15 protein-coding genes are annotated in these 22,775 nt (G+C 34.7%); 7 read left to right on the top strand and 8 right to left on the bottom strand.

Features of this window, described 5'->3' with window-relative positions; genetic code table 11:
• The first annotated feature begins 20 nt into the window (after window positions 1–20).
• Complete coding sequence (gene dusB, locus ACM55H_RS00295) at window positions 21–1,013, top strand: tRNA dihydrouridine synthase DusB (RefSeq protein WP_416834600.1); 993 nt, start codon at window positions 21–23, stop codon at window positions 1,011–1,013.
• Window positions 1,014–1,096: 83 nt separating this feature from the next.
• On the opposite strand, the gene ACM55H_RS00290 is transcribed toward dusB, so the two are convergent.
• Complete coding sequence (locus ACM55H_RS00290) at window positions 1,097–2,296, bottom strand: ABC transporter permease (RefSeq protein ID WP_416834599.1); 1,200 nt, start codon at window positions 2,294–2,296, stop codon at window positions 1,097–1,099.
• Window positions 2,297–2,299: 3 nt separating this feature from the next.
• Window positions 2,300–2,692, bottom strand: a complete 393-nt coding sequence (gene rbfA / locus ACM55H_RS00285; protein ID WP_416834598.1) for a 30S ribosome-binding factor RbfA — start codon at window positions 2,690–2,692, stop codon at window positions 2,300–2,302.
• Between the two features lie 241 nt (window positions 2,693–2,933).
• Between rbfA and ACM55H_RS00280 the strand changes: the two genes are divergently transcribed.
• The 4 genes from ACM55H_RS00280 (at window position 2,934) to ACM55H_RS00265 (ending at window position 12,208) form a co-directional block, all read left to right on the top strand.
• Window positions 2,934–6,560, top strand: coding sequence for a UvrD-helicase domain-containing protein (locus ACM55H_RS00280; RefSeq protein ID WP_416834597.1), 3,627 nt, complete (start codon window positions 2,934–2,936; stop codon window positions 6,558–6,560).
• A 46-nt stretch (window positions 6,561–6,606) separates the two neighbouring features.
• Window positions 6,607–7,800 (top strand): glycine C-acetyltransferase, encoded by a 1,194-nt coding sequence (kbl, locus tag ACM55H_RS00275; protein WP_416834596.1) that lies wholly within the window; start codon window positions 6,607–6,609, stop codon window positions 7,798–7,800.
• 134 nt (window positions 7,801–7,934) lie between these two features.
• Window positions 7,935–9,368: an OmpA family protein gene (locus ACM55H_RS00270; RefSeq protein ID WP_416834595.1), complete on the top strand. Its 1,434-nt coding sequence runs from the start codon at window positions 7,935–7,937 to the stop codon at window positions 9,366–9,368.
• 62 nt (window positions 9,369–9,430) lie between these two features.
• Complete coding sequence (locus ACM55H_RS00265) at window positions 9,431–12,208, top strand: PD-(D/E)XK nuclease family protein (RefSeq protein WP_416834594.1); 2,778 nt, start codon at window positions 9,431–9,433, stop codon at window positions 12,206–12,208.
• Here ACM55H_RS00265 and ACM55H_RS00260 read toward each other — a convergent pair.
• The 5 genes from ACM55H_RS00260 to aceB form a co-directional block, all read right to left on the bottom strand.
• The gene (locus ACM55H_RS00260) at window positions 12,205–12,987 is read right to left on the bottom strand and encodes an alpha/beta fold hydrolase (protein WP_416834593.1); all 783 of its coding nucleotides are present in this window, start codon (window positions 12,985–12,987) and stop codon (window positions 12,205–12,207) included. The genes ACM55H_RS00265 and ACM55H_RS00260 overlap by 4 nt on opposite strands.
• A gap of 257 nt (window positions 12,988–13,244) precedes the next feature.
• Window positions 13,245–14,045, bottom strand: a complete 801-nt coding sequence (locus ACM55H_RS00255) for a TIGR00266 family protein (protein ID WP_416834592.1) — start codon at window positions 14,043–14,045, stop codon at window positions 13,245–13,247.
• Between the two features lie 280 nt (window positions 14,046–14,325).
• Window positions 14,326–15,618 (bottom strand): aminopeptidase P family protein, encoded by a 1,293-nt coding sequence (locus ACM55H_RS00250; protein ID WP_416834591.1) that lies wholly within the window; start codon window positions 15,616–15,618, stop codon window positions 14,326–14,328.
• Window positions 15,619–15,778: 160 nt separating this feature from the next.
• The gene (gene aceA, locus ACM55H_RS00245; RefSeq protein ID WP_416834590.1) at window positions 15,779–17,059 is read right to left on the bottom strand and encodes an isocitrate lyase; all 1,281 of its coding nucleotides are present in this window, start codon (window positions 17,057–17,059) and stop codon (window positions 15,779–15,781) included.
• A 30-nt stretch (window positions 17,060–17,089) separates the two neighbouring features.
• Window positions 17,090–18,691: a malate synthase A gene (aceB, locus tag ACM55H_RS00240; RefSeq protein WP_416834589.1), complete on the bottom strand. Its 1,602-nt coding sequence runs from the start codon at window positions 18,689–18,691 to the stop codon at window positions 17,090–17,092.
• 120 nt (window positions 18,692–18,811) lie between these two features.
• Between aceB and ACM55H_RS00235 the strand changes: the two genes are divergently transcribed.
• Window positions 18,812–20,293 carry a helix-turn-helix domain-containing protein gene (locus tag ACM55H_RS00235; RefSeq protein ID WP_416834588.1) on the top strand — a complete coding sequence of 494 codons (1,482 nt, stop codon included), beginning with the start codon at window positions 18,812–18,814 and terminating at the stop codon, window positions 20,291–20,293.
• Between the two features lie 76 nt (window positions 20,294–20,369).
• Here the strand turns inward: ACM55H_RS00235 and ACM55H_RS00230 are convergent, their stop codons facing one another.
• Window positions 20,370–21,731: a hydroxymethylglutaryl-CoA synthase family protein gene (locus ACM55H_RS00230; protein ID WP_416834587.1), complete on the bottom strand. Its 1,362-nt coding sequence runs from the start codon at window positions 21,729–21,731 to the stop codon at window positions 20,370–20,372.
• A gap of 369 nt (window positions 21,732–22,100) precedes the next feature.
• Here ACM55H_RS00230 and ACM55H_RS00225 point away from each other — a divergent pair, with 369 nt between their 5' ends.
• The gene (locus ACM55H_RS00225) at window positions 22,101–22,766 is read left to right on the top strand and encodes a succinate dehydrogenase cytochrome b subunit (protein ID WP_416834586.1); all 666 of its coding nucleotides are present in this window, start codon (window positions 22,101–22,103) and stop codon (window positions 22,764–22,766) included.
• The last annotated feature ends 9 nt before the right edge of the window (window positions 22,767–22,775 follow it).

The following is a 22,775-nucleotide window of genomic DNA, read 5'->3' as shown; positions in this document are numbered from 1 at the left end:
CTTTGCAAAAAAATAAATTGATGATCAAGATTGGCAACATAATATTACCTGATTTCCCTTTACTTCTCGCACCTATGGAAGATGTGAGCGATCCGCCTTTCCGCAGATTGTGTAAAGCCCATGGAGCTGATATGATGTATTCTGAATTTATTTCTTCTGAAGGATTAATTCGTGACGCTATTAAAAGCCGAATGAAATTAGACATCTTCGATTACGAACGACCAGTTGGAATCCAGATTTTTGGTGGTGACGAAGAAGCCATGGCGATGTCTTCCAAAATTGTTTCTGCTGTAAACCCGGATTTAATAGATATTAATTTTGGTTGTCCCGTTAAGAAAGTCGTTTGCAAAGGTGCTGGTGCTGGCGTTTTAAAAGACGTTGATTTGATGATTCGTTTGACTCAGGCTGTTATCGATAGTACCCATTTGCCAGTAACCGTAAAAACCCGTTTGGGTTGGGACGATAATTCCATTAATATTGATGAAGTTGCGGAGCGTTTGCAAGACATTGGTGTTGCTGCTTTGAGCATACACGCCAGAACACGCGCACAAATGTACAAAGGCCATTCCGACTGGTCGCACATTGCTCGAGTAAAAAACAACCCAAGAATTACAATGCCTATTTTTGGAAACGGCGATATCGATTCTCCGGAAAAAGCATTACATTATAAAAATGAATACGGTATTGATGGAATCATGATTGGTCGTGCTGCTATTGGTTATCCTTGGATTTTTGACGAAATCAAACATTACTTCAAAACCGGGGAACATTTGCCAAAACCTACCGTTGTTGATAGAGTAGAAGCAGTTCGGAATCACCTCACCTGGGCAATGGAATGGAAAGGTGAAAGATTAGGAATTGTTGAAACAAGACCACATTACACCAATTATTTTAAAGGAATTCATTCTTTTAAAACCTACAAACAAAAATTAGTAACCCTAGATCGTCCTGAAGAATTGTTCGCCGCTTTGAATGAAATCGAAGAAGCGTATGTAGGATACGAAGTAGTGTAGTTAAATAATTTAAACACGAATTCCACTAATTTGCACAAATTAATTCGTGTAAATTAGTGGAATTTTTTTTTAAATGGGAAATCTTAATCTAACAACTTTTTACTCACGCGACTACTTGCAATCAACGAAGCAATAAAACCTAGGGTGACAATAGTTTCCATAACAATCAATACATTTTCGAGAGAGAAAACTACAGGATACGCCAGTGTAGGCGTAATCATAACCAGTTGAAAATGTTGTTGCAGTAACACAATTATAATCCCTAAAACTAACCCGATAATTCCGCCAAAAACACTCAATAAAGTGCCTTGAAGCAGGAATATTTTTCGCAAATCCTTGATTTCGGTTCCAAGATTAAAAAGGGTTTTTAGGTTTCCTTTTTTATCCAAAATCATCATAATCAGTGCGCCAATCAAGTTGAAAAGTGCCACAACAATCACCAAGGTGAAAATTAAATACACAGCTATATTCTCGGTATTCAACATTTTATAGAGCGATTCGTTGAGTTGAGCTCTGTTTTTTACAGTAATAGTATTATTAAAAATAGTTTGAAGTTGATCGATGATGACACTTTCATCAGCGCCAGCTTTTTCTTTGATTTCAATCCCCGAAACCTGATTGGATTTGTATTCCAATAATTCCTGAGCTAAACCTAAATCGGCAAAAACATATTTCGAATCAAGATCTTCGCTGATGGCATAAATCCCAACAGGAATAATATCCGTTTTATTAAAAGCTTGTTCTGGATTTTCGATAGCGCCTTTTCCTGGTTTTGGAACTAAAACTTCCAATTGATGATTAAAATCAAGTAATCCCATCGAGAATTTTTGAGCAATTCCGTAACCAACCACTACTTGATAAGTGTCCGGTTTTAGCCATTGCCCGTTGAAAAGTTTCTTTTCAATAGCATTTACTTTACTAAAATTTGAATCAACTCCTTTTAAGTAAGTAACTTCCTGTTTTCCGTCAAAAGTGAATAAAACCCGCTCTTCTATTATTTTAGTATAAGAAGCTAGCCCATCAATTTTCTTGATTTGGCTTTCCTGTATTGGAGAAATAAGAAAGGATTTACCTAAAGTACTGCTTATTTTTAAATCGGGATCAATGTCATTGGTAAACGAAAGACTAAAAACTTTCAATCCGCTAAAAACAGATAAAACCACAAACAAAGCCATTGCGCCAACAATAATTCCCATGCTGGCAATCCGATTGATGATATTGATTGCATTGTTTTTACTATTGCTACGAATATAGCGTTTGGCTATGTAAAGGGGGAAATTCAAATTTTATTGAAATCTGCGTTTGTCCAAAAGATCTCTATTCTCAATAGGATTGTCTTTGTTAGCTAAGGCATTGTCAATTTTTTCGATATAGTCTAAAGAGTCGTCGATAAAGAAAACCAAATTGGGAACTTTTCTTAATTGTAAACGAACACGTTGTGATAAATCATGTTTTATTGTTTTAGAATTGGACTTAACCGCCTCTAAAATCTCTTTTGCTTTATCCTGAGGAAAAATGCTTAAATGTACTGTAGCTACTGATAAATCTGAAGTTACAACAACCTTGGATACCGAAATTATCAAATTTGTAACTCCGTTTTTTCTCACTTCACCTTGCAGAATGTCAACCAAATCTTTTTGGATAACCCCACCTATTTTTTTCTGTCTATTTGTTTCCATGCTGCAAAAATACTACTTTTAAGTTTTATCCCGAAGTTTCGGGACAAATTTTAAAAGTAACCTAAAAATTGTTGTGTTTTTAGGAGCTATTTCCTGCTGTTTACTATATCTTTTTATAAGGTGATGAAAAATCACCATATAAAAAGGATGCCGTTTCCATCAGGGCTAGGGGATTTGGGAAATTAGAACGCTAATTCTAAATCAGAAATCTAAAATCGTTAATCAGAAATCTAAAATCTTAATGCAAAGACCTTCATTCTCCATATACGACGCATCGGCAGGTTCCGGAAAAACCTATGCGCTTGTCAAAGAATATCTGAAAATTATCCTTGTTGCAAAAAAAAATGATGCCTACCGAAACATTCTCGCCATTACGTTTACCAATAAAGCGGTTCACGAAATGAAAAGCAGAATTGTAGGCAGTTTATCCGAATTTGCCAAAGACGAACCGGCACAAAAAGCGCAGGATTTAATGCAGGATTTGGCCATAGATACGGAACTTTCTATCATTGAAATAAAAATCAAATCACAGCAAATCATCAAGCACATCATTCATAATTATGCTGCTTTTGATATTTCCACCATCGATAAATTTACGCATAAAGTCATTCGTGCTTTTGCACATGATTTGAATTTACCCATGACTTTTGAAGTCACTTTGGATACCGAAAATTTATTAATAGAAGCCGTCGATGCAATTATCGCGCAAGCCGGAGAAGATGAAACATTGACAAAACTGTTAATCGATTTCACGATGGAAAAAACGGATGATGATAAGTCTTGGGATATTTCTCGTGAAATTCTCGAAACCGGTCGGTTGGTTTTAAACGAAAATAATAGAAACGAAATCACTCATTTTCAAGATAAATCCATTGCGGAGTTTGTAGAAATAAAAAATAAACTAGCCGAAGCCTGTAAAGTTTTGGAAAAGCAAACTATTGTTTTTGCTGAAGAAGTGTTATCATTAATTGATAAAAACGGAATTGATGTAAAATCCTTTTCTAGAGGTACTTTTCCAAATCATATTAATAGTATTCAGCAAGGGAAGTTCAATCCCAAGAATAAAACTTTTCATGAGTTTGATGATATTGCTATCAATAAAACTGCAAAAGACCGAGCAATTATTGAAAATTTGATTCCTGAATTTTTGCAAATCCTGACTAAAGTTTATACTGCTTTCGAAAAGATAAATTTCTATAAAGCGTTCTTAAAAAACATTACGCCTTTGTCATTGCTAAATACGGTCAGCAATGAATTGGCCAAAATTCAGGAAGAACAAAATGTGCTTTCCATTTCTGAATTTAATGCGATTATCCATCGTGAGATTCAGAATCAGCCGGCTCCTTTTATATACGAACGATTGGGTGAACGCTACCGTCATTTTTTTATCGATGAATTTCAGGATACTTCCGAAATGCAATGGCAGAACCTGATTCCACTGATCGATAATGCGCTTTCGGGTCAGGATGATTTTGGTGCAAAAGGAACTTTGATGATTGTGGGCGATCCCAAGCAATCTATTTACAGATGGCGTGGTGGAAAAGCAGAACAGTTTATCGAATTGAGTAAAGACCAAAATCCGTTCAATAATCCGGATAAAAAACTCGAACATTTAGATAAAAATTACCGTAGTTATTCGCAAATAATCGAATTCAATAATGATTTCTTTAAATTATTGTCGAATGAATTTGAACATTTGGATTATAAAGATTTATATGAAAATCACAGCCATCAAAAAACTAATGATAAAACTGGTGGCTATGTAAACATTTCTTTCATCCCAAAAGTGGAAAAAATAGACGATAATCCTGAAACTTCGGGAGATGAAGAAACGTTGGATAAAACAGATTTGTATGTTTTAGCGACTTTAAATACAATTCAAAAAGTCCTTAAACAAGGATTTCAATACAAAGATATTGTCATTCTGACTCGAAAACGAGACCAAGGAATTGCAATTGCTAATTATCTGACTGAGCAAGGAATTCCGCTTTTGTCATCAGAAACCTTGATGATTCAAAATGCCACCGAAGTTCGATTGATTATTCATTTATTGAAATACTTGAAAAACAGTTCTGATTTGGAATCCAAAGCAAACTTTCTTCAATATTTAGCTCAAAACAGTCAGGATAAATTATCGATTCATGATTTCATTGCCAAAGGAATGTCATTGTTTCAAGAAACTGATTTCGAAAATTGGTTGATGAGTTTCGATGTTTCACTTTCGTTTCAAAACATTCGAAAAAAATCATTGTATGAGGCGGTGGAAACTATAATAAGTAAATTCCTCTCCCCAGCCCTCTCCAAAGGGAAGGGTGACGGAATAGTGAATCGTGTGGATAAATTAGGGTACATGACTGGTGGAAATTATTCTCATCTTTTAATTGAAAAAGCAAAAGAGATGAGGAAACAGCCAACTCATGCCGAGAAAGTTCTTTGGATGGAACTCAAATCTAAATCATTTGAAGATTATAAATTCAGGCAACAACATTTGATAGATGATTTTATTGTTGACTTTGTTTGTTTGTCAAAAAAACTGGTTGTTGAAGTAGATGGGGATTATCATTTTACCGAAGAACAAGTTGAGTTAGATAATAATAGGACAATTACTCTAAATAAATTAGGCTATAAAGTCATTCGATTTACCAATGAGCAAGTTATAAAGAGTATTTCAGAAGTTTTGAAAAGAATACAAGAAGAAATTCAAAATTCCAACTTATCGGTTTCGTCTCCCTCCCCTTCGGGGAGGGTTGGGGAGGGGAATGCCTACGTTCAATATTTCTTGGACATTGTTTTAGAGCGAGACATTCGCAATCAAGCTGGAATTTCTGATTTCCTGAATTTTTGGGATAAAAATGCAGAGAAATTCAGCATTCCGTCTCCTGAAGGGACTAATGCCGTTCGGATTATGACGATTCATAAATCGAAAGGATTGGAATTTCCTGTTGTGATTTTTCCTTTTGCTGAGGAAGATTATAATCGGAAACCAAAAGATAAATTATGGCTTAATGCTGAAGAACAAGATTTTGGTTTGCCCAAAGTTTTAATTGACAATAGTAGCGCGGTTGAAGGATTTGGAGAGGAAGCATCATTCGTTTACAATCAAAAAAAGCAGGAAGAATTATTGGATAATATTAATGTTTTGTATGTGGCTTTAACCCGAGCAGAAGAACAATTGTATGTAATATCAAATATGAATTTATCGAGTAAAGGTGAAATTCCAAAAAATAATATGTGTACGTTTTTTATTAATTATTTGGGTAACAAAGGCGAATTTGATGAAAACAAATTGGAATATGAATTTGGAAATGCAACGAAATTATCTTCAGCAAAACTACACATCGATACTTCAAAAACGATTCCTTTAGTTTCAGAAATTCTAAATCCAAAGAATATAAAAATTGCCCAGCGAGAAGCATTAATGTGGGGGACGCATCAGCAGGAAGCTATAGAATACGGAAATGTAATTCATGAAATTTTATCTTTTGTAAAAACTAAAAACGATGTTGATTTGGCAATTACAAAATCCATTGAAAACGGATTGATAACTTTTGGTCAAAAAGAGACAGTTTTTAATACGATTCAAGAAATTGTTAATCACAGTGAATTAGAAATTTGTTTTGCTGAAGGGAATGAAGTTTTGAATGAGCAAACTATTATTCAAAAAGAAGGTAAAACCATTAAACCTGACCGAATGGTTTTGACAAAAGACAAAGAAGTATTATTACTGGATTATAAAACTGGAACACATAATGTTAAATACCAACAACAATTGGAGAATTATCAAGATGCTATTGAGAAAATGGGGTACAAAGTAGTTAAAAAGGCATTGATATACATAGGGAAAGAAATCGATGTAGTAAATTTGTGAGCTACTATTGAAAATGAATAAATAACGGCTTTAATAAACACATAAAATGTACGGAAAAATCAAAGAATACTTACAGTCAGAATTGCAAACTATTGAAGATAATGGAATTTTCAAAAAAGAAAGAATCATCACTTCGCCACAAGGAGCTGAAATCACTATTTCGACAGGTGAGAAAGTTTTAAATTTTTGTGCCAATAATTATCTTGGATTGTCATCTCACCCTGAAGTAATTCAGGCCGCTAAAGATGCTTTGGATACACACGGTTTCGGAATGTCATCAGTACGTTTTATTTGTGGGACTCAAGACATCCATAAAACATTGGAAAAAAAGATTTCTGAATTTTATGGAACCGAAGATACTATTCTTTATGCTGCGGCTTTTGATGCTAACGGAGGTGTTTTTGAGCCGCTGTTAGGAGAAAACGATGCGATAATTTCAGATAGTTTGAATCACGCTTCTATTATAGATGGTGTTCGTTTGTGTAAAGCGGCTCGTTATCGTTATGAAAATAGCAATATGGAAGATTTGGAGCAACAACTAATCAAAGCTACAGAGGCAGGAAGTCGTTTTAAATTAATTGTTACTGATGGCGTTTTTTCTATGGACGGAGTTGTGGCCCCTTTGGATAAAATCTGTGATTTGGCGGATAAATATGATGCTATGGTTATGGTGGATGAATGTCATGCCGCCGGATTCATTGGTGCAACCGGAAAAGGAACGCTCGAAGCAAAAGGAGTAATGGGAAGAGTAGATATTATTACAGGAACATTGGGAAAAGCACTTGGGGGGGCTATGGGAGGTTATACGACTGCCAAAAAAGAAATTATTGAAATTTTACGTCAACGTTCCAGACCTTATTTGTTTTCTAATTCACTTGCGCCCGCAATTGTAGGTGCTTCTATCAAAGTTTTTGAAATATTAGAAAGAGATACTGTCTTACGTGACAAATTAGAATGGAATACAAATTATTTCAAGCAAGGAATGAAAAAAGCTGGTTTTGATATCATTGATGGTGATTCGGCAATTGTTCCTGTAATGTTATATGATGCCAAATTGTCTCAGAATATGGCTAATGAGCTCTTAAAAAGAGGAATTTATGTTATAGGTTTTTTCTTTCCTGTAGTTCCTAAGGATAAGGCGAGAATTAGAGTTCAACTATCCGCAGCGCATACTACTGCTCACTTAGACAAGGCAATTAGTGCTTTTGTTGAAGTTGGGCGCATGTTGGAAGTTATATAATTTTTATTGAAAGTTATATAATTACCACTTTGGCTCCAATATTATTGTTTTTTTTAACATTTCATTTTGTAGTTAAAAATTTACGGGTTACTTTTGTCTTATAATTAACTAAATTGTAATTAAAAAAATTAAGTATGAAACATCTTAACAAACTTTTAGTTGCTGTAATGATGGTGTTGGGTTTAAGCTCTAACGCACAAGACAGTAACAATCCATGGGCAATCTCTTTTGGGGTTAATGCCGTTAACACCAAAGCTAGTGCTACTGGTGGACACAATTGGCTAGATGCACATTTTTCTCAGCCATTTGCTGTTAAAGACAACTGGAATATTCTTCCTTCAGTATCTTATTTAAGTGTATCTAGATACATTGGAGATAATTTCTCATTTGGACTTTCTGGGTCAGTAAATAAAATTACAAAAGCTGTTTATTTTCGTCCAACTACTCCAGGTCATGATTCTCGTGGTTATATTGTAACTAATCCTGGGGATTTAATGTATTATGGTATCGATGGTACTATTAGATACAGTTTTATGAACTTGATTAAATCTAAAGTAATTGATCCTTCTCTTGCTGTTGGTGGTGGTTATACTTTCTTAGGAAAAGACAGTTTTGGAACTGTTAATCCAGGTGCTGGATTGAATATCTGGTTTACTGAAAACATAGGACTTTCTTTAACAACAACTTACAAAAAATCTTTTGGAGATAGAGAAGATAACAATGGAGTTATTGATTCTCCTTCTCATTTCCAACATACTGCAGGTCTTATCTTCAAATTTGGTGGTAAAGATACTGACGGTGATGGAATATATGATAAAGATGATGCTTGTCCAGAAGTTGCTGGTTTAAAACAATTCAACGGATGTCCTGATACAGATGGAGATGGAATCCAAGATAGTGCTGATGCTTGTCCAGAAGTTGCTGGTTTAGCTGCATTAAACGGATGCCCTGATACTGATGGAGATGGAATTGCTGATAAAGATGATGCTTGTCCAGAAGTTGCTGGTTTAGCTGCTTTAAAAGGTTGTCCAGATGCTGACGGAGACGGAATTGCTGATAAAGATGACAAATGTCCAACTGTTGCAGGTCCTAAAGAAAATGCAGGTTGTCCTTGGCCAGATACTGATGGTGATTCAGTTTTAGATAAAGATGATGCTTGTCCTACTGTTGCTGGTCCAGCTAGTAACAAAGGATGTCCTGAAGTAACTACTGAAGCTTTAGACAATCTTAAAATTCAAGCTAGAGCAGTTTACTTTAATTCAGGTAAAGCTACTTTTAAAACTGCTGACGTTCCTGCAAGATTAGATGCTATGGCAAATATTCTTAAAAACTATCCTAATGCTAAATTCAGTATTGAAGGGCACACAGATAGCGATGGTTCAGATGCATACAATCAAAAACTTTCTGAAGCTAGAGCAAATGTTGTTAAAAATGCTTTAGTTGAAAGAGGTATTAGTTCTGATAATTTAAATGCTGTAGGTTTTGGTGAAAGTACACCAGTTGCAACAAATAAAACAGCTAAAGGAAAAGCTCAAAATAGAAGAACTGAAGTATTGTTACAAAAATAATCTACTTCAAAATTTTTTAGAAAACGCCTCGATTTATCGGGGCGTTTTTTTATTTTTATAAAATGACAAATACTTCTTTTTTAGATAAAATAGCCACAGTTTTAATTGAAAAATATTCAGATAATCTATCCAATGCGATTGTAGTTTTGCCAAACAAAAGGGCAAAAATATTTTTAATTGAAGCGCTGAAAAATCAGGTAACCACAAATATACTTTCTCCTGAAATTATAAGTATTGAAGATTTTGTTCAAGATATAGCAGGCATTCGTACCATTGATCCGATTGAGCTATTATTTGAATTCTATGAAGTCTATTTATCAATTACTGATAAAGCAAACCAACAATCGTTCGAACTCTTTGCCAATTGGGCGAAAACACTATTACAGGATTTTAATGAAATTGACCGGTATTTATTGGAGCCATCCCACGTTCTTTCGTATCTGAAAGATATTGAAGATATCAAAAAATGGGGGATTGAAGTCGAAAATAAGACCGTATTATTAGAGAAATACATTGATTTTTGGAAATTACTGCCTAATTACTATCAATCACTTTATACTCATTTATTGAATAAAGGAATCGGTTATCAAGGTTTGATTTACCGTGAAGCGGTTAATAACCTAAACCATTTTTCGAATTCAGTACAAAACAAACAATTCCTGTTTGCAGGTTTTAATGCGCTGAATGCTGCCGAAGAAAAAATAATCCAACATCTTATAGCTTCTGATCAAGCCAAAATATATTGGGATGTCGATCAAACCTTTCTAAATGACCCGTATCATGATGCAGGATTGTTTGTAAGGCGTTTCAAAGAAAGCTGGAAGCATTATAAACTCCATCCTTTTGAATGGATCGTAAATGATTTTTCGCAGACTAAAAACATTCGAGTTATTGGAACACCAAAAACTATAGGTCAAGCCAAAATTACCGGAAGTATTATTGAAAATGTAATCAATGAATCCCGAAGCCTCGGGACTGAAGGCAAGCTTGATAAAGTGGCTGTGGTTCTTGGCGAGGAAAATCTTTTGGTTCCACTTTTATATTCGTTACCGTCAAGCGTTGGTGCTTTGAATATTACGATGGGTTATTCGAGTAAGAACAATCCAGCCCAGATTTTGATTGCAAAATTGTTTAAAATGCATACGAATGCGTTGTCCAGAAATGCTAAAAGCTATGTGTTGTATTACAAAGATGTATTAGATATTTTGACACATCCTTTGGTGGAACCGTATGCGAAAACCAATGCGCTAGTCAAAATTATCAATCAAAACAATTACACATTTATTACCTATCATAAATTGATGGAATTGAATACTGATCCAAGCGAGTTGTTTCTATTGTTATTCCAAAAATGGGAGCATGGCTCAATTCCGGTATTAGAGACAATTTCTAAATTATTGCAGACTATAAAGAACAATTTAAGTAATGACAACGAAGAAGAGAAAATTACCAAAGCTTTTGTTTTTGCTATTTTCAAAGTCATTAATAAACTAATTAATTACTATTCGAAACATGAACATATTGATAAAATAGAAACACTCTATGCGATTTACAAACAAGTAATTGATTTGGCTGAAGTTTCTTTTGAAGGAGAACCTTTGAATGGTTTGCAGATTATGGGAGTTTTAGAAAGCCGTGTTTTGGACTTTGATACCGTTATTGTCACTTCGATGAATGAAGGGAAATTTCCGGCTGGGAAATCGCAGAATTCTTTTATTCCTTATGATGTGAAACGCGAATTGGGTTTGCCGACATTCAAAGAAAAAGATGCCATTTATACCTATCATTTCTATCATTTATTACAACGCGCCAAAAATATTTACTTGCTATATAATACCGAAAGTGAAGGATTGGATGCTGGCGAAAAAAGCCGATTCATCACCCAACTGGAAGTAGAAAAACAAAATAATCATACGCTTACTCATGAAATTTATAATGCTGTTTTGCCTGAAACAGCATATCAGCCGATGGTAATTCCAAAATCGGAAAGTGTGATGGTGCGACTGAAAGAAATTGCCGAAAAAGGATTTTCGCCATCAGCATTGACGAGTTATATCCGAAATCCAATTCAGTTTTATTTTCAGAAGATTTTGCGCATCAGCGAAGTCGAAGAAGTCGAGGAAAATATAGCATTAAATACTTTGGGAACCATTATTCATGAAACTTTGAAAGTTTTATATGAACCTTTTATTGGGAAATTTATATCCGAAAGTAATATTTTAAACTGTTTCAAACAAATTGATGCTGAGGTTCTCAAGCAATTCAAATTGGTTTATAAAGAAGGTGAAATCAAAAAAGGAAGAAATTTATTGGCGTTTGAAGTCGCCAAACGAAACGTTTCAAATTTCCTAAAAGTGGAATTGGAAAGTATTAAGAATGGTGATGCAATCAAAATCATCGCTTTGGAGCAAACATTTGGTCGTACTTTAAATCATCCTAATTTGCCTTTTCCGGTATTGATAAAAGGAAATGTAGACAGAATTGAAGAGCGCAACGGAATCATTAGAATTATCGATTATAAAACGGGAAAAGTTGAAAAGGCAAGTGTTACTTTGAAAACCTGGAAAGGATTAATTGAAGATATTAAAAGCGATAAAATTATTCAGGTACTGGCGTATGCTTATATGTATGAGCATGAAGCAAAGGGAAAACCAATTGAAGCGGGAATTATTTCTTTTAAAAATTTGAAAGCAGGATTTCTTCCGTTTAATTTTAAAGAAGACAAAGAGGTTAATTCAATTATAAATGAAGAAGTTTTGAGTAATTATCTCGAACAGATTGTCCTTTTGTTGAGTGAAATTTTAGATGAGAATATTCCTTTTGAAGAGAAAATAATTTAAATACTTTTGAAAAAAGCCAACAATTCTTTCAATAACTGGTCTTTGTTCTCGATATGACTCATGTGTCCGTCTGGGAAATTTACGAATTGTACAGTAGTGTTTTCTAATTGTTCTTTAGTCTCTTCATAATTTAGGACAGGATCTTTTTCGCCTAGAATTAATAGCTTTGGATAGGGTGTGAGGTGCAATAAAACTTCCCGGTCTTTTCTTGTTTTCATTCCTTCGAGTGAGGCAACGATTCCTTGAAGTGGTGTTTTTAAGGCTTCTTTTTTTACTCTTTCAATTTCTGACGAAAGTCTCTCTCGATTGGATTCGCTGAATAAATTAGCGATTGATAGTGAAACAAAATTTATGAAAGATTGTTTTACGGCTTTAATAGCTCGGTCCCGATTTGTTTTTCGTTCCTCGCTATCGGCTCTTGTTGTTGAATTTAACAAAACCAATCCTTTTATAGTCTCAGGATATAATTCTGCGAAAGCCAAAGCCACGTAACCGCCCATAGAATGCCCGACAAAAATGGCTTTCCGGATGCGCAATTCCGATAAAACAGCGTGAACTGCATCGGCATTATCTTCCATTGTTTGTACGTAACTCAAACATTCCGTTTCGCCATGTCCCAATAAATCAATCGTGATGACGCGGTTTTTTTTAGTAAACTCCGGAATATAAAAATCCCACATGCCTTTGTTTTCCAAGAAACCATGAAGCAAGACAATAACCGTTCCTTTCCCGGTATCGGAATAGGAGATGTTGGTATTTTTAAAGAGAATTTGTTTCAAAATGGAAATTTAGTCTACAAAAATAACACTTTATTTTTTTATGATTTTACATTATAGTTGCTGTTTAAAAGGGTTGCCATGAATTACAAGAAAAACACGAAATGAAAATTGTAAAAATCTTTAAAGAGAATAATTAAACAATATATATTTTTAAACCATTTAAGAAATATAAGTTCATTTAAGAATTACTAATGTGTCCTTACATTTCTTATTTGGTTTAAAAAGATGCCCCTATTTCTGAAAACCGTTTATAAAATTTAAAATCGATTATCACCATCTAATAAATTCCCTAAACCACCCAATAAACTGCCTTCGTCGCGACTGTTTCCGCCAGATTTTGGTGCAGATGCGATGATTCTATCGGCAAGTCGGCTGAAAGGTAAGGATTGTACATAAACGGTTCCCGGACCACGAAGTGTGGCATAAAATAAACCTTCGCCGCCAAAAATAGAATTCTTGATACCGCCAATGAATTCAATATCATAATCGACATCTTTGGTAAAGCCTACGATACAACCCGTGTCTACTTTTAGGATTTCGCCTGCGGCTAATTCTTTTTTGGCTAATGTTCCGCCTGTATGCACAAACGCCAGACCGTCACCTTCAATTTTTTGCATGATGAAACCTTCACCACCAAAAAGTCCACGACCGAGTTTTTTAGAGAATTCAATTCCAATAGAAACGCCTTTGGCAGCGCAGAGAAACGCATCTTTTTGGCAGATGAATTTTCCGCTAAATTGGGTTAAGTCAATTGGGATTATTTTCCCTGGATAAGGTGATGCGAATGAAACCTTACTTTTGGTATTGTTTTGATTGATAAACGCTGTCATAAAAAGACTTTCGCCGGTAAGCACTCTTTTTCCTGCGCTTAAAAGTTTACCGAACAATCCAGTTTGTTGTCCGGAACCGTCGCCAAAGATGGTTTCCATTTGGATATTATTGTCCATCATCATAAAACTTCCTGCTTCGGCAATTACGATTTCTTGTGGGTCCAATTCTATTTCCACATATTGCATTTCCTCGCCATATATGTGGTAGTCTATTTCGTGTGCTTGCATGATTTCTGTGATTTAAGTTTTTCAAATAAGTCGGAAGCTGGATTATAAAGTTACAGTTTTAAGATGGATTTTGGAATTGATGTTGTTGAGTTATAAATTTTCTTGTTGAAGCGCGCAAGGGATAATAGCGAAAAGCCCACAGCGCCGCATTTTTTTGCGGTGCGAGGACTTACAGCGGATAGCCCGACGCAGCCGGAGTTTACGGAGGTTGGGTTGCGCCCAAATAAAAAACGGCCTACATTGCTGTAAGCCGTTCTGGTTATAACCATTTGAAACGAGTTTAACTGTTCATCAACGTTTCAATTTCGTCGACTTCAATAGGAATGTTGCGCATCAAATTAAATGGTTCGCCTGTTTCCTGAACGATTACATTGTCTTCTAAACGGATTCCGAAACCTTCAGCAGGAATGTAAATTCCCGGTTCTACGGTGAAAACCATATTGGCTTGCATTGGTTCTGTCAGGATTCCATAATCATGCGTGTCCAATCCCATGTGGTGGGAAGTTCCGTGCATGAAATATTTTTTGTAAGCGGGCCATTCCGGGTTTTCGTTTTGTACGTCGGCTTTGTCAATTAATCCCAAACCTAACAACTCAGAAGTCATGATTTTTCCCACTTCAAAATGATATTGTTTCCAAAGTGTTCCTGGTGTAAGCATTTTGGTTGCTTCGTTTTTTACTCGTAAAACGGCTTCGTAGACCTGTTTTTGTCTGCCGGTAAATTTTCCTGAAACAGGAATCATTCTCGTCATGTCGCTTGAATAATTCGCATATTCTGCAGCTACATCCAATAAGACCAAATCGCCGGCGTGACATTGTTGGTTGTTTTCGATGTAATGCAACACATTGGCATTATTTCCGGAAGCGATAATTGGTGTGTAAGCAAAACCTTTGGAACGATTGCGAATGAATTCGTGAATCAGTTCGGCTTCGATTTCGTATTCAGTAACATTTGGTTTTACAAATGACAATAATCTTCTGTATCCTTTTTCAGTGATATTACAAGCATTTTGGATTAAATCCAATTCTTCGGTTTCTTTTACAGAACGAAGGCGTTGCAATATCGGATTGCTTTTTGCAACTGCATGTGCCGGATATTTCTCTTTCCACCATTTTACAAAACGGGCTTCACGGGTTTCGGTTTCTACAGTGGCGCGGTAATGTTCGTTGGTGTTGATGTAAATCGTATCCGAATGCGTCATCATTTCGAATAAAATTTTCTCGAAATCCTGTAACCAATAAACTGTTCTGATTCCTGAAACTTCAAAAGCGCGTTCTTTGGTCAGTTTTTCGCCTTCCCAAATCGCAATGTGTTCGCTGGTTTCTTTCAAGAAAATAATCTCTCTTTGATGTTCGTATGGCGCATCTGGAAAAAGCAATAAAATACTTTCTTCTTGGTCCACTCCGCTTAAATAAAAAATATCGCGGTGTTGTGCAAAAGGCATTGTACTATCGGCACTTATTGGATAAATATCATTAGAGTTGAAAATAGCAACGCTTTTTGGCTTCATCTGAGCCATGAATTTAGTGCGATTTTTTATAAATAAATCCCGGTCAATTTGATGGTATTTCATAACAATTCGGTTTAAACTTTTAATTACTCAAAAATACTAAGTTTAAATCGTTTTTTGTTATGAATTCGTCAAATTTTAAATAAAAAACAGACAAAGCGAGCAAGAAAAAATTTGTATTTTAAACTTGAACGCTTTGTGTTCTTAATGAAATAAGTTTTGCTTAAAACTGTGCTACTTCAGTTGAATCTTTCATGGCTGTTGTAGAAGATTTTCCTGTTGTAACGGTGTTTTGAACTGCATCAAAATAAGATGTTCCTACAAAACCTTGGTGTTTTACTGCTTTGAAACCATGTTTTTGCAATGCAAATTCTCTTTCCTGTAATTCAGAATAGCCTGCCATTCCTCTTTCTTTGTACGCTTTAGATAATTCGAACATGCTCGTGTTTAGCGCATGGAATCCGGCCAAAGTGATGAACTGAAATTTATATCCCATTGCAGCTAAGTCTTCTCTGAAAGTTTCCATTTCAGCAACAGATAATTTAGCAGCCCAGTTGAAGGATGGGGAGCAATTATAGGCTAACATTTTGCCAGGAAATTCTTTGTGAATAGCATCAGCAAATTGTTTTGCGTAAGCCAAATCAGGATTGCTGGTTTCCATCCAAATTAAATCAGCATACGGAGCATAACTCAATCCTCTGTCAATTCCTTGCTCAACACCACAATTTACATAGAAAAATCCTTCTCCCGTTTTTTCTCCCGTTATGAATTTTGTGTCTCTTGGGTCAATATCACTTGTCAATAAGTTGGCTGCATCAGCATCTGTACGGGCAACAATCAACGTTGGCGTTCCCATTACATCGGCTGCTAATCGCGCCGCAATCAGTTTATTGATGGCTTCTTGTGTTGGCACTAATACTTTTCCGCCTAAGTGTCCGCATTTTTTTGCAGAACTCAATTGGTCCTCAAAGTGAACTCCCGCTGCGCCCGCTTCAATCATAGATTTCATTAATTCGAACGCATTTAGATTGCCGCCAAAACCAGCTTCCGCATCAGCAACGATAGGAACTAAGTATTGTTTTCTATCGGTAGTTCCGTTTACAACTTGTATTTGATCTGCACGTAAAAGCGCATTATTGATTCGTTTTACCACTAGCGGAACACTGTTTGCGGGATATAAAGATTGATCAGGATACATTTCGCCGGCAACATTTGCGTCAGCGGCAACTTGCCATCCACTCAAATAAATCGCATCTAATCCGGCTTCTACTTCCTGAATCGCTTGATTTCCGGTAAGTGCACCAAGTCCGGCAACAAAATCTTGAGAATTAAGTTTTTTCCATAAATTATTGGCGCCAATTTTAGCAACGCTATGTTCTATAACATAAGAACCTTGCAATTTTACAACTTCCTCCGCTGTGTATGGGCGCTCAACTCCTTTCCATCTTGGGTTTGTTATCCAATCGGTAACTAATTCCTGAATTCTTGTTTCTGTTGTTTTCATAATATGTTTTATGGTTTGTTTGGTTTATTTTTAGATGTATTGGTATCCTGGAATGGTTAAGAATTCGATAAAATTTTCGTTTACAACAAGCGTGTCTAACAGTTGTTCCGCTAATCTGTATTTCTTTTTTTCATGATTTTCATCTCCAACAGTTTTTTTTATTTTTTCAAATTCTTCCATGGCTATTCTGTGATAGTATTTTTCATTTAATGCTTTTTTATTATCCAAAACCACTTCGTTTTTAAGCCATTGCCACAATTGTGATCTTGAAATTTCAGCAGTTGCGGCATCTTCCATTAAATGATGTAATGCTGCAGCACCTTGTCCATTAAGCCATGAGGCAATATATAAAACGGAGATACTGATGTTTTTTCTAACGCCTTCCTCGGTAATTGTTCCTTCTGGGGTTTCCAGTAAATCATTTTCGGTAACGTGTACGTCGTCTCTTTTTATATGAATTTGATTTTTCGTTGGCATGTACTTGTCGAATACAGTCATGGCAATTGAAACTAAATCCGGATGGGCAACCCAAGTGCCGTCATGTCCATTTTTTGCCTCTCGTTCTTTATCGGCAATTACTTTGTTGAAAGCAATTGTGTTGGCTTGCTCATCATTTTTTATCGGAATTTGAGCTGCCATTCCGCCTATTGCGTGTATGTTGCGTTTGTGACATCTTTGAATTACCAATTGTGAATAGGCACTCATAAATGGAGAAGTCATTGTTACTTGGTCTCTATTTGGAACAATAAAGGTGGGGTTGTTTCTTAGTTTTTTGATATAAGAAAAAATATAATCCCATCTTCCGCAATTAAGGCCTACAATATGATCTCTTAATTCGAAGATTATTTCGTCTAATTGGAAACTGGCTGTTATTGTTTCAATTAAAACCGTTGCTTTGAAAGTCCCATTTTGTTCTCCTAAATATTCTTGTGCAAATTCCAAAACTTCATTCCACCATCTTGCTTCTAAATAATGTTCCAGTTTTGGTAAATAGAAATAGGGAGCGGTTCCATTTTTTATCAGTTCTGAGTGATTATGAAAAGCGTATAAACCAAAATCAATAAGTGAGCCTGAGGCCTGTTGACCGTCAATCAAGATATTTTTTTCTGATAAATGCAATCCTCTTGGGCGAACAATTAAAACTGCTGTATCTTCATTTAATGAGTATTTCTTGTTCTTTAGTGGGTCGTCTAAAGTGATGGTTTTATTTACTGCATCTTTTAAATTTTGTTGTCCAGCCATTAAATTATTCCAAGTTGGGGAAGTGCTGTCTTCGAAATCAGCCATGAAGGTTTTTGCTCCTGAATTCATCGCATTAATGACCATTTTTCTATCAACAGGGCCTGTTATCTCGACTCTTCGGTCTAATAAATCTTTTGGAATTGCCGCCGCTCGCCAGTTGCTTTCTCTAATACTTTTTGTTTCGGTTGGGAAACAAGGTAAGGCGCCAGCATCAAATTTGACTTGTTGTTTTTTTCTTTCTTCTAATAACAAAAGTCTTTTGTTGTTGAAGTTTTTATGCAAATCAGTTAAAAATTCAATGGCTTCATCCGTCAATATTTCAGGATAATGCTGATTCGTTTCAGTAGAAAACTGGAACTCTCTTTCGGTTGTTTCTGGTTGGTGTATCATGGTTAATATGTTTTACATGACAATATTAGAAAAAAGTTTTTTACAAAACAAGCGAACGTACGCTAAAAATGAAAAAAAAATATTTTTGACGTTTTTGTTTTTTAGCGTATATTTGAATTTATGAATGTAGAAAAGGATTATATCAAGTTAATTTTTGGGCTGAAACTCAAGCAGGCTCGAACAAATAAGAATTTGTCACTATTTGGTTTGGCTAAAATTACCGACCTCTCAAAATCGTATTTAAACGAAATTGAAAAAGGGAAAAAATATCCTAAAACAGATAAGATTATTCTTTTGTCTGAAAAATTAGACGTTTCGTATGATCATATGGTGTCGTTAAAGCTGGATAATAATCTGGCTCCTATAGGTGAAATATTAAAATCGGGAATTTTAAAAGAAATTCCTTTGGAGATTTTTGGGATTCAAGAAAATGATCTTATCGATATTATTGCTAACGCGCCAGCTAAAGTGAATGCCTTTATAAGTACGATTATTGAAATTGCACAGCATTATAATCTAACCCGTGAAAGTTTCTTCTTAGCTGCGTTGCGTTCGTATCAAGAAGCGCACAATAATTATTTTGAAGATTTGGAATTGAAAGTATTGCAGTTTTCTAAAGCGTTTCATGTAAATATTGATGCTAAAATTTCTATTGAAGAATTATCAGCCATATTAATTGAAGAATATGGTTATACGATTAATGAGATTGTTTTTTCGGAACAAGAAGAATTGGGTGATTTAAGGTCGATATTCGTACCTAAAAGCAAGACTTTATTACTGTCATTAGATATTGATGAGCCTCAAAAAGCTTTTATTTTAGCAAAAGAAATTGCTTATAATTACCTTGAAATTACTGAAAGGTTGTACACGTTCAGTTGGATAAAATTTGATAATTTTGATCAGGTTCTGAATAATTTTTATGCTTCTTATTTTGCTGGAGCATTGCTTATTCCTAGACAAAAATTGATTGAAGAGTTGAATGTGTTTTTGTTGAAAACGGATCCAAAACCACAGGAAATGATTGAGCTTATGGGTAAATTCAATGTTTCACCTGAATCTTTCTATCAAAGGCTGACGAATATTTTGCCAAAGGATTTTCAGTTAAAAAATTTATTTTTCCTTCGATTGTCACACAAAATCGGTGCTGATACGTATCAAATTAAAAAAGAATTGCACATTACCAATCAACAGGAGCCACACGCTAATGAAATGAATGAGCATTATTGTAGAAGATGGGTTTCAATCAAAACCATTGAAAATGCAATTAAACAAAATAAAACACATTTTTTCGATGCGCAAATTTCACGTTATGACAACAGTAATAATGAGTATTTGGTATTTTCTTCAGCGACACTTGATCCTTTCAAAAAAGATTGCTTAAGAAGTATATCTGTGGGAATATTGATTACGCCAAGTGTCAAGAAAAAGTTTAAATTTATTGATAATAAATCCATACAAAAACAAATTGTTGGGGTGACTTGTGAAACTTGTGCGGTGAAAAATTGTTTGGAAAGAGCTTCGCCTCCAATTCAGTTAGAGCAAAAGACTCGGAATGAAAACACAGATTTAATAGTGCAACAATATATGAGCAAATTCAGTTAAACTGATGCGCTGTTTAAGTAAAAAGCACCGAAAGTTTCAATAAGAATTCTCGGTGCTTTTTCAATAAGAATATAAATTAATCAACCCATTTGTAATAACGAGCTCCTAATAGATTCGGAATTTCTGTTTCTATTCGCTCCAAAATCCATTCGTTTTTTGGAAGTTGAATGCTTTGTTTTTGTTCTTTTTTATGTAGTTTTTCATAAGTTTTAAAATCAATTTCAAAACTTTCTTCTAAGGTTTCAAAAAGATTTATATTGGTAATTGCAGTTTTCCAATCCGGCTGAATTTCCCCTTCGAAAACTTTGGATTTAGAACCACTTCCGTAAGCTAAAAAGCCAAATTTTGAATTTGAAAGTTCTTTTTTGGTATCATAAAAATGTGCCAAAGTAGAAAGTAATCCCATAAAAATGGAGCCCGTGTATAAATTACCAATTAATGAAGAAGCTAATTCAGCTGGCATTAATTTTTCATTTATAAATTGTTGGTATTCTTCAGATTTGCTGATTCCTTTCAATTTATTTTGATATTCCGAAGCATCTTCATCTCCGGAGATAATTTTATTTTCGGCATCCAAAGCATAAATTTCAGACAACATACGGCGCCCTTGAAATGAATACGGCAAATGCATGATGATGCATTTCCATGAATTATAGATAGTTTCGTTCCCGTTTTTTAATTTTTTGAATGAAAAATAGGCGTTTCTGGTACGGTCCATGTAGCATTGGTTGGAATATTGTCCGTCAAAAACTGGTTGGTCTTTGTGGATTTCTATTTCGTCTTCAAGATTGTCAAACCACGAATCATTGTTTTTGTTTCCTGTGATTTCTTCTTTTGAAAGTGTTCTAAATGGTTTGAAAAAGTCAAAAACACCTTTTGTGCTTGTCGCCCAATTGTTGTCGAATACAATAATTCTAGGATTTGAAGTAATTAACATTGCTAAAGCTCCGGCGCCCTGAGTATATTCACCTGTAGAGTTTAGATCATATTTTGCAAAATCGGTAGTGACAACAATTGCTTTTTTGGTTGGATTTAATTTTACAAAATCGATGCAGTTTTGCAATGCGTCAACACCACCAATGCAAGCGAATGTAAAGTCAACTACATCACATTCAGACAAAGTATTTTCTCCAAATTTTTGTTCCATTAAGGCAATTAAAAATGAGCTGATTGGTTTTGAACTGTCAATAGCGCTTTCGGTTCCAACATATATTCTTGCAATTTCATTCAGATTGAGATTGTTTTCTTGAATCAGTTTTGTTAAAGCGTTTGCTGCAAAAACTACTGTATCTTGATGTGTATCTGGTAATGTCATTTTGATTAAACCCAGGCCTTTTTCTAGTTTTTCAGGTTCAATATTTCTGGCTTTTGCCAAAGTTTTAATAGGTAAATGTATTTTGGCAACATCAAAAGAGATGGAATCAATTCCTGTTTTCATTATTCAATTTTTAACTTGTAAAGTTAAAAACGCATTGTCTAGGTGCAATTAATTTAGGTACATAAAATGTAGGTGTAGGGTGTTTTTGTTAATTTAGAAATAAACAATAATAAAAATTATTGAATTGGTAATTTTAGTCGCTTTGTGTGTTGATTTTTGGTAAATTCTGCGGTGCCTTATTTAAGATTTCTTTCTTTTTTGTTTAACCGTTTATTTTGCTATTTTTTTAATTTTGTTTGATATTTAAGGATTTCTTGGTATTTTGTGTAAAACACTTTAAAATCATTATAAATAACGGCGAAAAGGTTGTAGTTGCTGTCTAATTGCTTTATTTTTGTAGAATTTTTTAAAACAAATTATATAAATCTTATGGCAAAATCTGCATTATTGAAATCGTCAATAGCAAAAAAAGTAGCTATGGCACTTTCAGGACTTTTTTTGATGTTGTTTCTAGCACAGCATTTTTTTATCAATATGACATCGGTCTTTAGTTCCGATACTTTTAATTCGATTTCTCATTTTATGGGAAATAATCCATTAGTTCAATTCGTAATACAGCCTATATTGATTGTAGGGGTGGTTTTTCACTTTATTATGGGTTTTGTTTTGGATTTCAAAAATAGAAGTGCAAGGCCTATTGCTTATGCAAAGAATAATGGAGCTGCAAATTCTTCTTGGGCTTCAAGAAACATGATTGTTTCTGGTTCAGTTGTTTTGGCTTTTATTGCATTACATTTCTACGATTTTTGGTTTCCTGAAATGGTTTACAAGTATGTAAATGTTAATCCGCTGGATGCAACAAGATACTATCCTGAATTAGTTGAAAAATTTGAAAGTCCAGTTCGTACAGCATTGTATAGCTTGTCATTCTTATTGTTGTCATTGCACTTGTGGCATGGTTTCAATTCCTCATTTCAATCGGTAGGTTTTAATAACAAATATTCAAAATCTTTGCATACTTTAGGATATGCTTTTGCAATTGTAGTTCCTTTTGGTTTCATTTTCATTGCATTATTTCATCATTTTAATCATTAATATTAAATT

It is taken from the genome of Flavobacterium cryoconiti, assembly GCF_048158645.1.
GTDB classification, from domain to species: domain Bacteria; phylum Bacteroidota; class Bacteroidia; order Flavobacteriales; family Flavobacteriaceae; genus Flavobacterium; species Flavobacterium cryoconiti.
Note: the sequence above shows the minus strand (reverse complement) of the source record. Positions and strands in the feature narration are given on the sequence as shown.

Bases quoted from the DNA above. Each gene is read 5' to 3' on its own strand.
- dusB (WP_416834600.1), top strand. From the start codon at position 21: ATGATCAAGATTGGCAACATAATATTACCTGATTTCCCTTTACTTCTC.
- rbfA (WP_416834598.1), bottom strand. From the start codon at position 2,692: ATGGAAACAAATAGACAGAAAAAAATAGGTGGGGTTATCCAAAAAGAT.
- ACM55H_RS00280 (WP_416834597.1), top strand. From the start codon at position 2,934: ATGCAAAGACCTTCATTCTCCATATACGACGCATCGGCAGGTTCCGGA.
- kbl (WP_416834596.1), top strand. From the start codon at position 6,607: ATGTACGGAAAAATCAAAGAATACTTACAGTCAGAATTGCAAACTATT.
- ACM55H_RS00270 (WP_416834595.1), top strand. From the start codon at position 7,935: ATGAAACATCTTAACAAACTTTTAGTTGCTGTAATGATGGTGTTGGGT.
- ACM55H_RS00265 (WP_416834594.1), top strand. From the start codon at position 9,431: ATGACAAATACTTCTTTTTTAGATAAAATAGCCACAGTTTTAATTGAA.
- ACM55H_RS00255 (WP_416834592.1), bottom strand. From the start codon at position 14,045: ATGCAAGCACACGAAATAGACTACCACATATATGGCGAGGAAATGCAA.
- ACM55H_RS00250 (WP_416834591.1), bottom strand. From the start codon at position 15,618: ATGAAATACCATCAAATTGACCGGGATTTATTTATAAAAAATCGCACT.
- aceA (WP_416834590.1), bottom strand. From the start codon at position 17,059: ATGAAAACAACAGAAACAAGAATTCAGGAATTAGTTACCGATTGGATA.
- aceB (WP_416834589.1), bottom strand. From the start codon at position 18,691: ATGATACACCAACCAGAAACAACCGAAAGAGAGTTCCAGTTTTCTACT.
- ACM55H_RS00235 (WP_416834588.1), top strand. From the start codon at position 18,812: ATGAATGTAGAAAAGGATTATATCAAGTTAATTTTTGGGCTGAAACTC.
- ACM55H_RS00230 (WP_416834587.1), bottom strand. From the start codon at position 21,731: ATGAAAACAGGAATTGATTCCATCTCTTTTGATGTTGCCAAAATACAT.
- ACM55H_RS00225 (WP_416834586.1), top strand. From the start codon at position 22,101: ATGGCAAAATCTGCATTATTGAAATCGTCAATAGCAAAAAAAGTAGCT.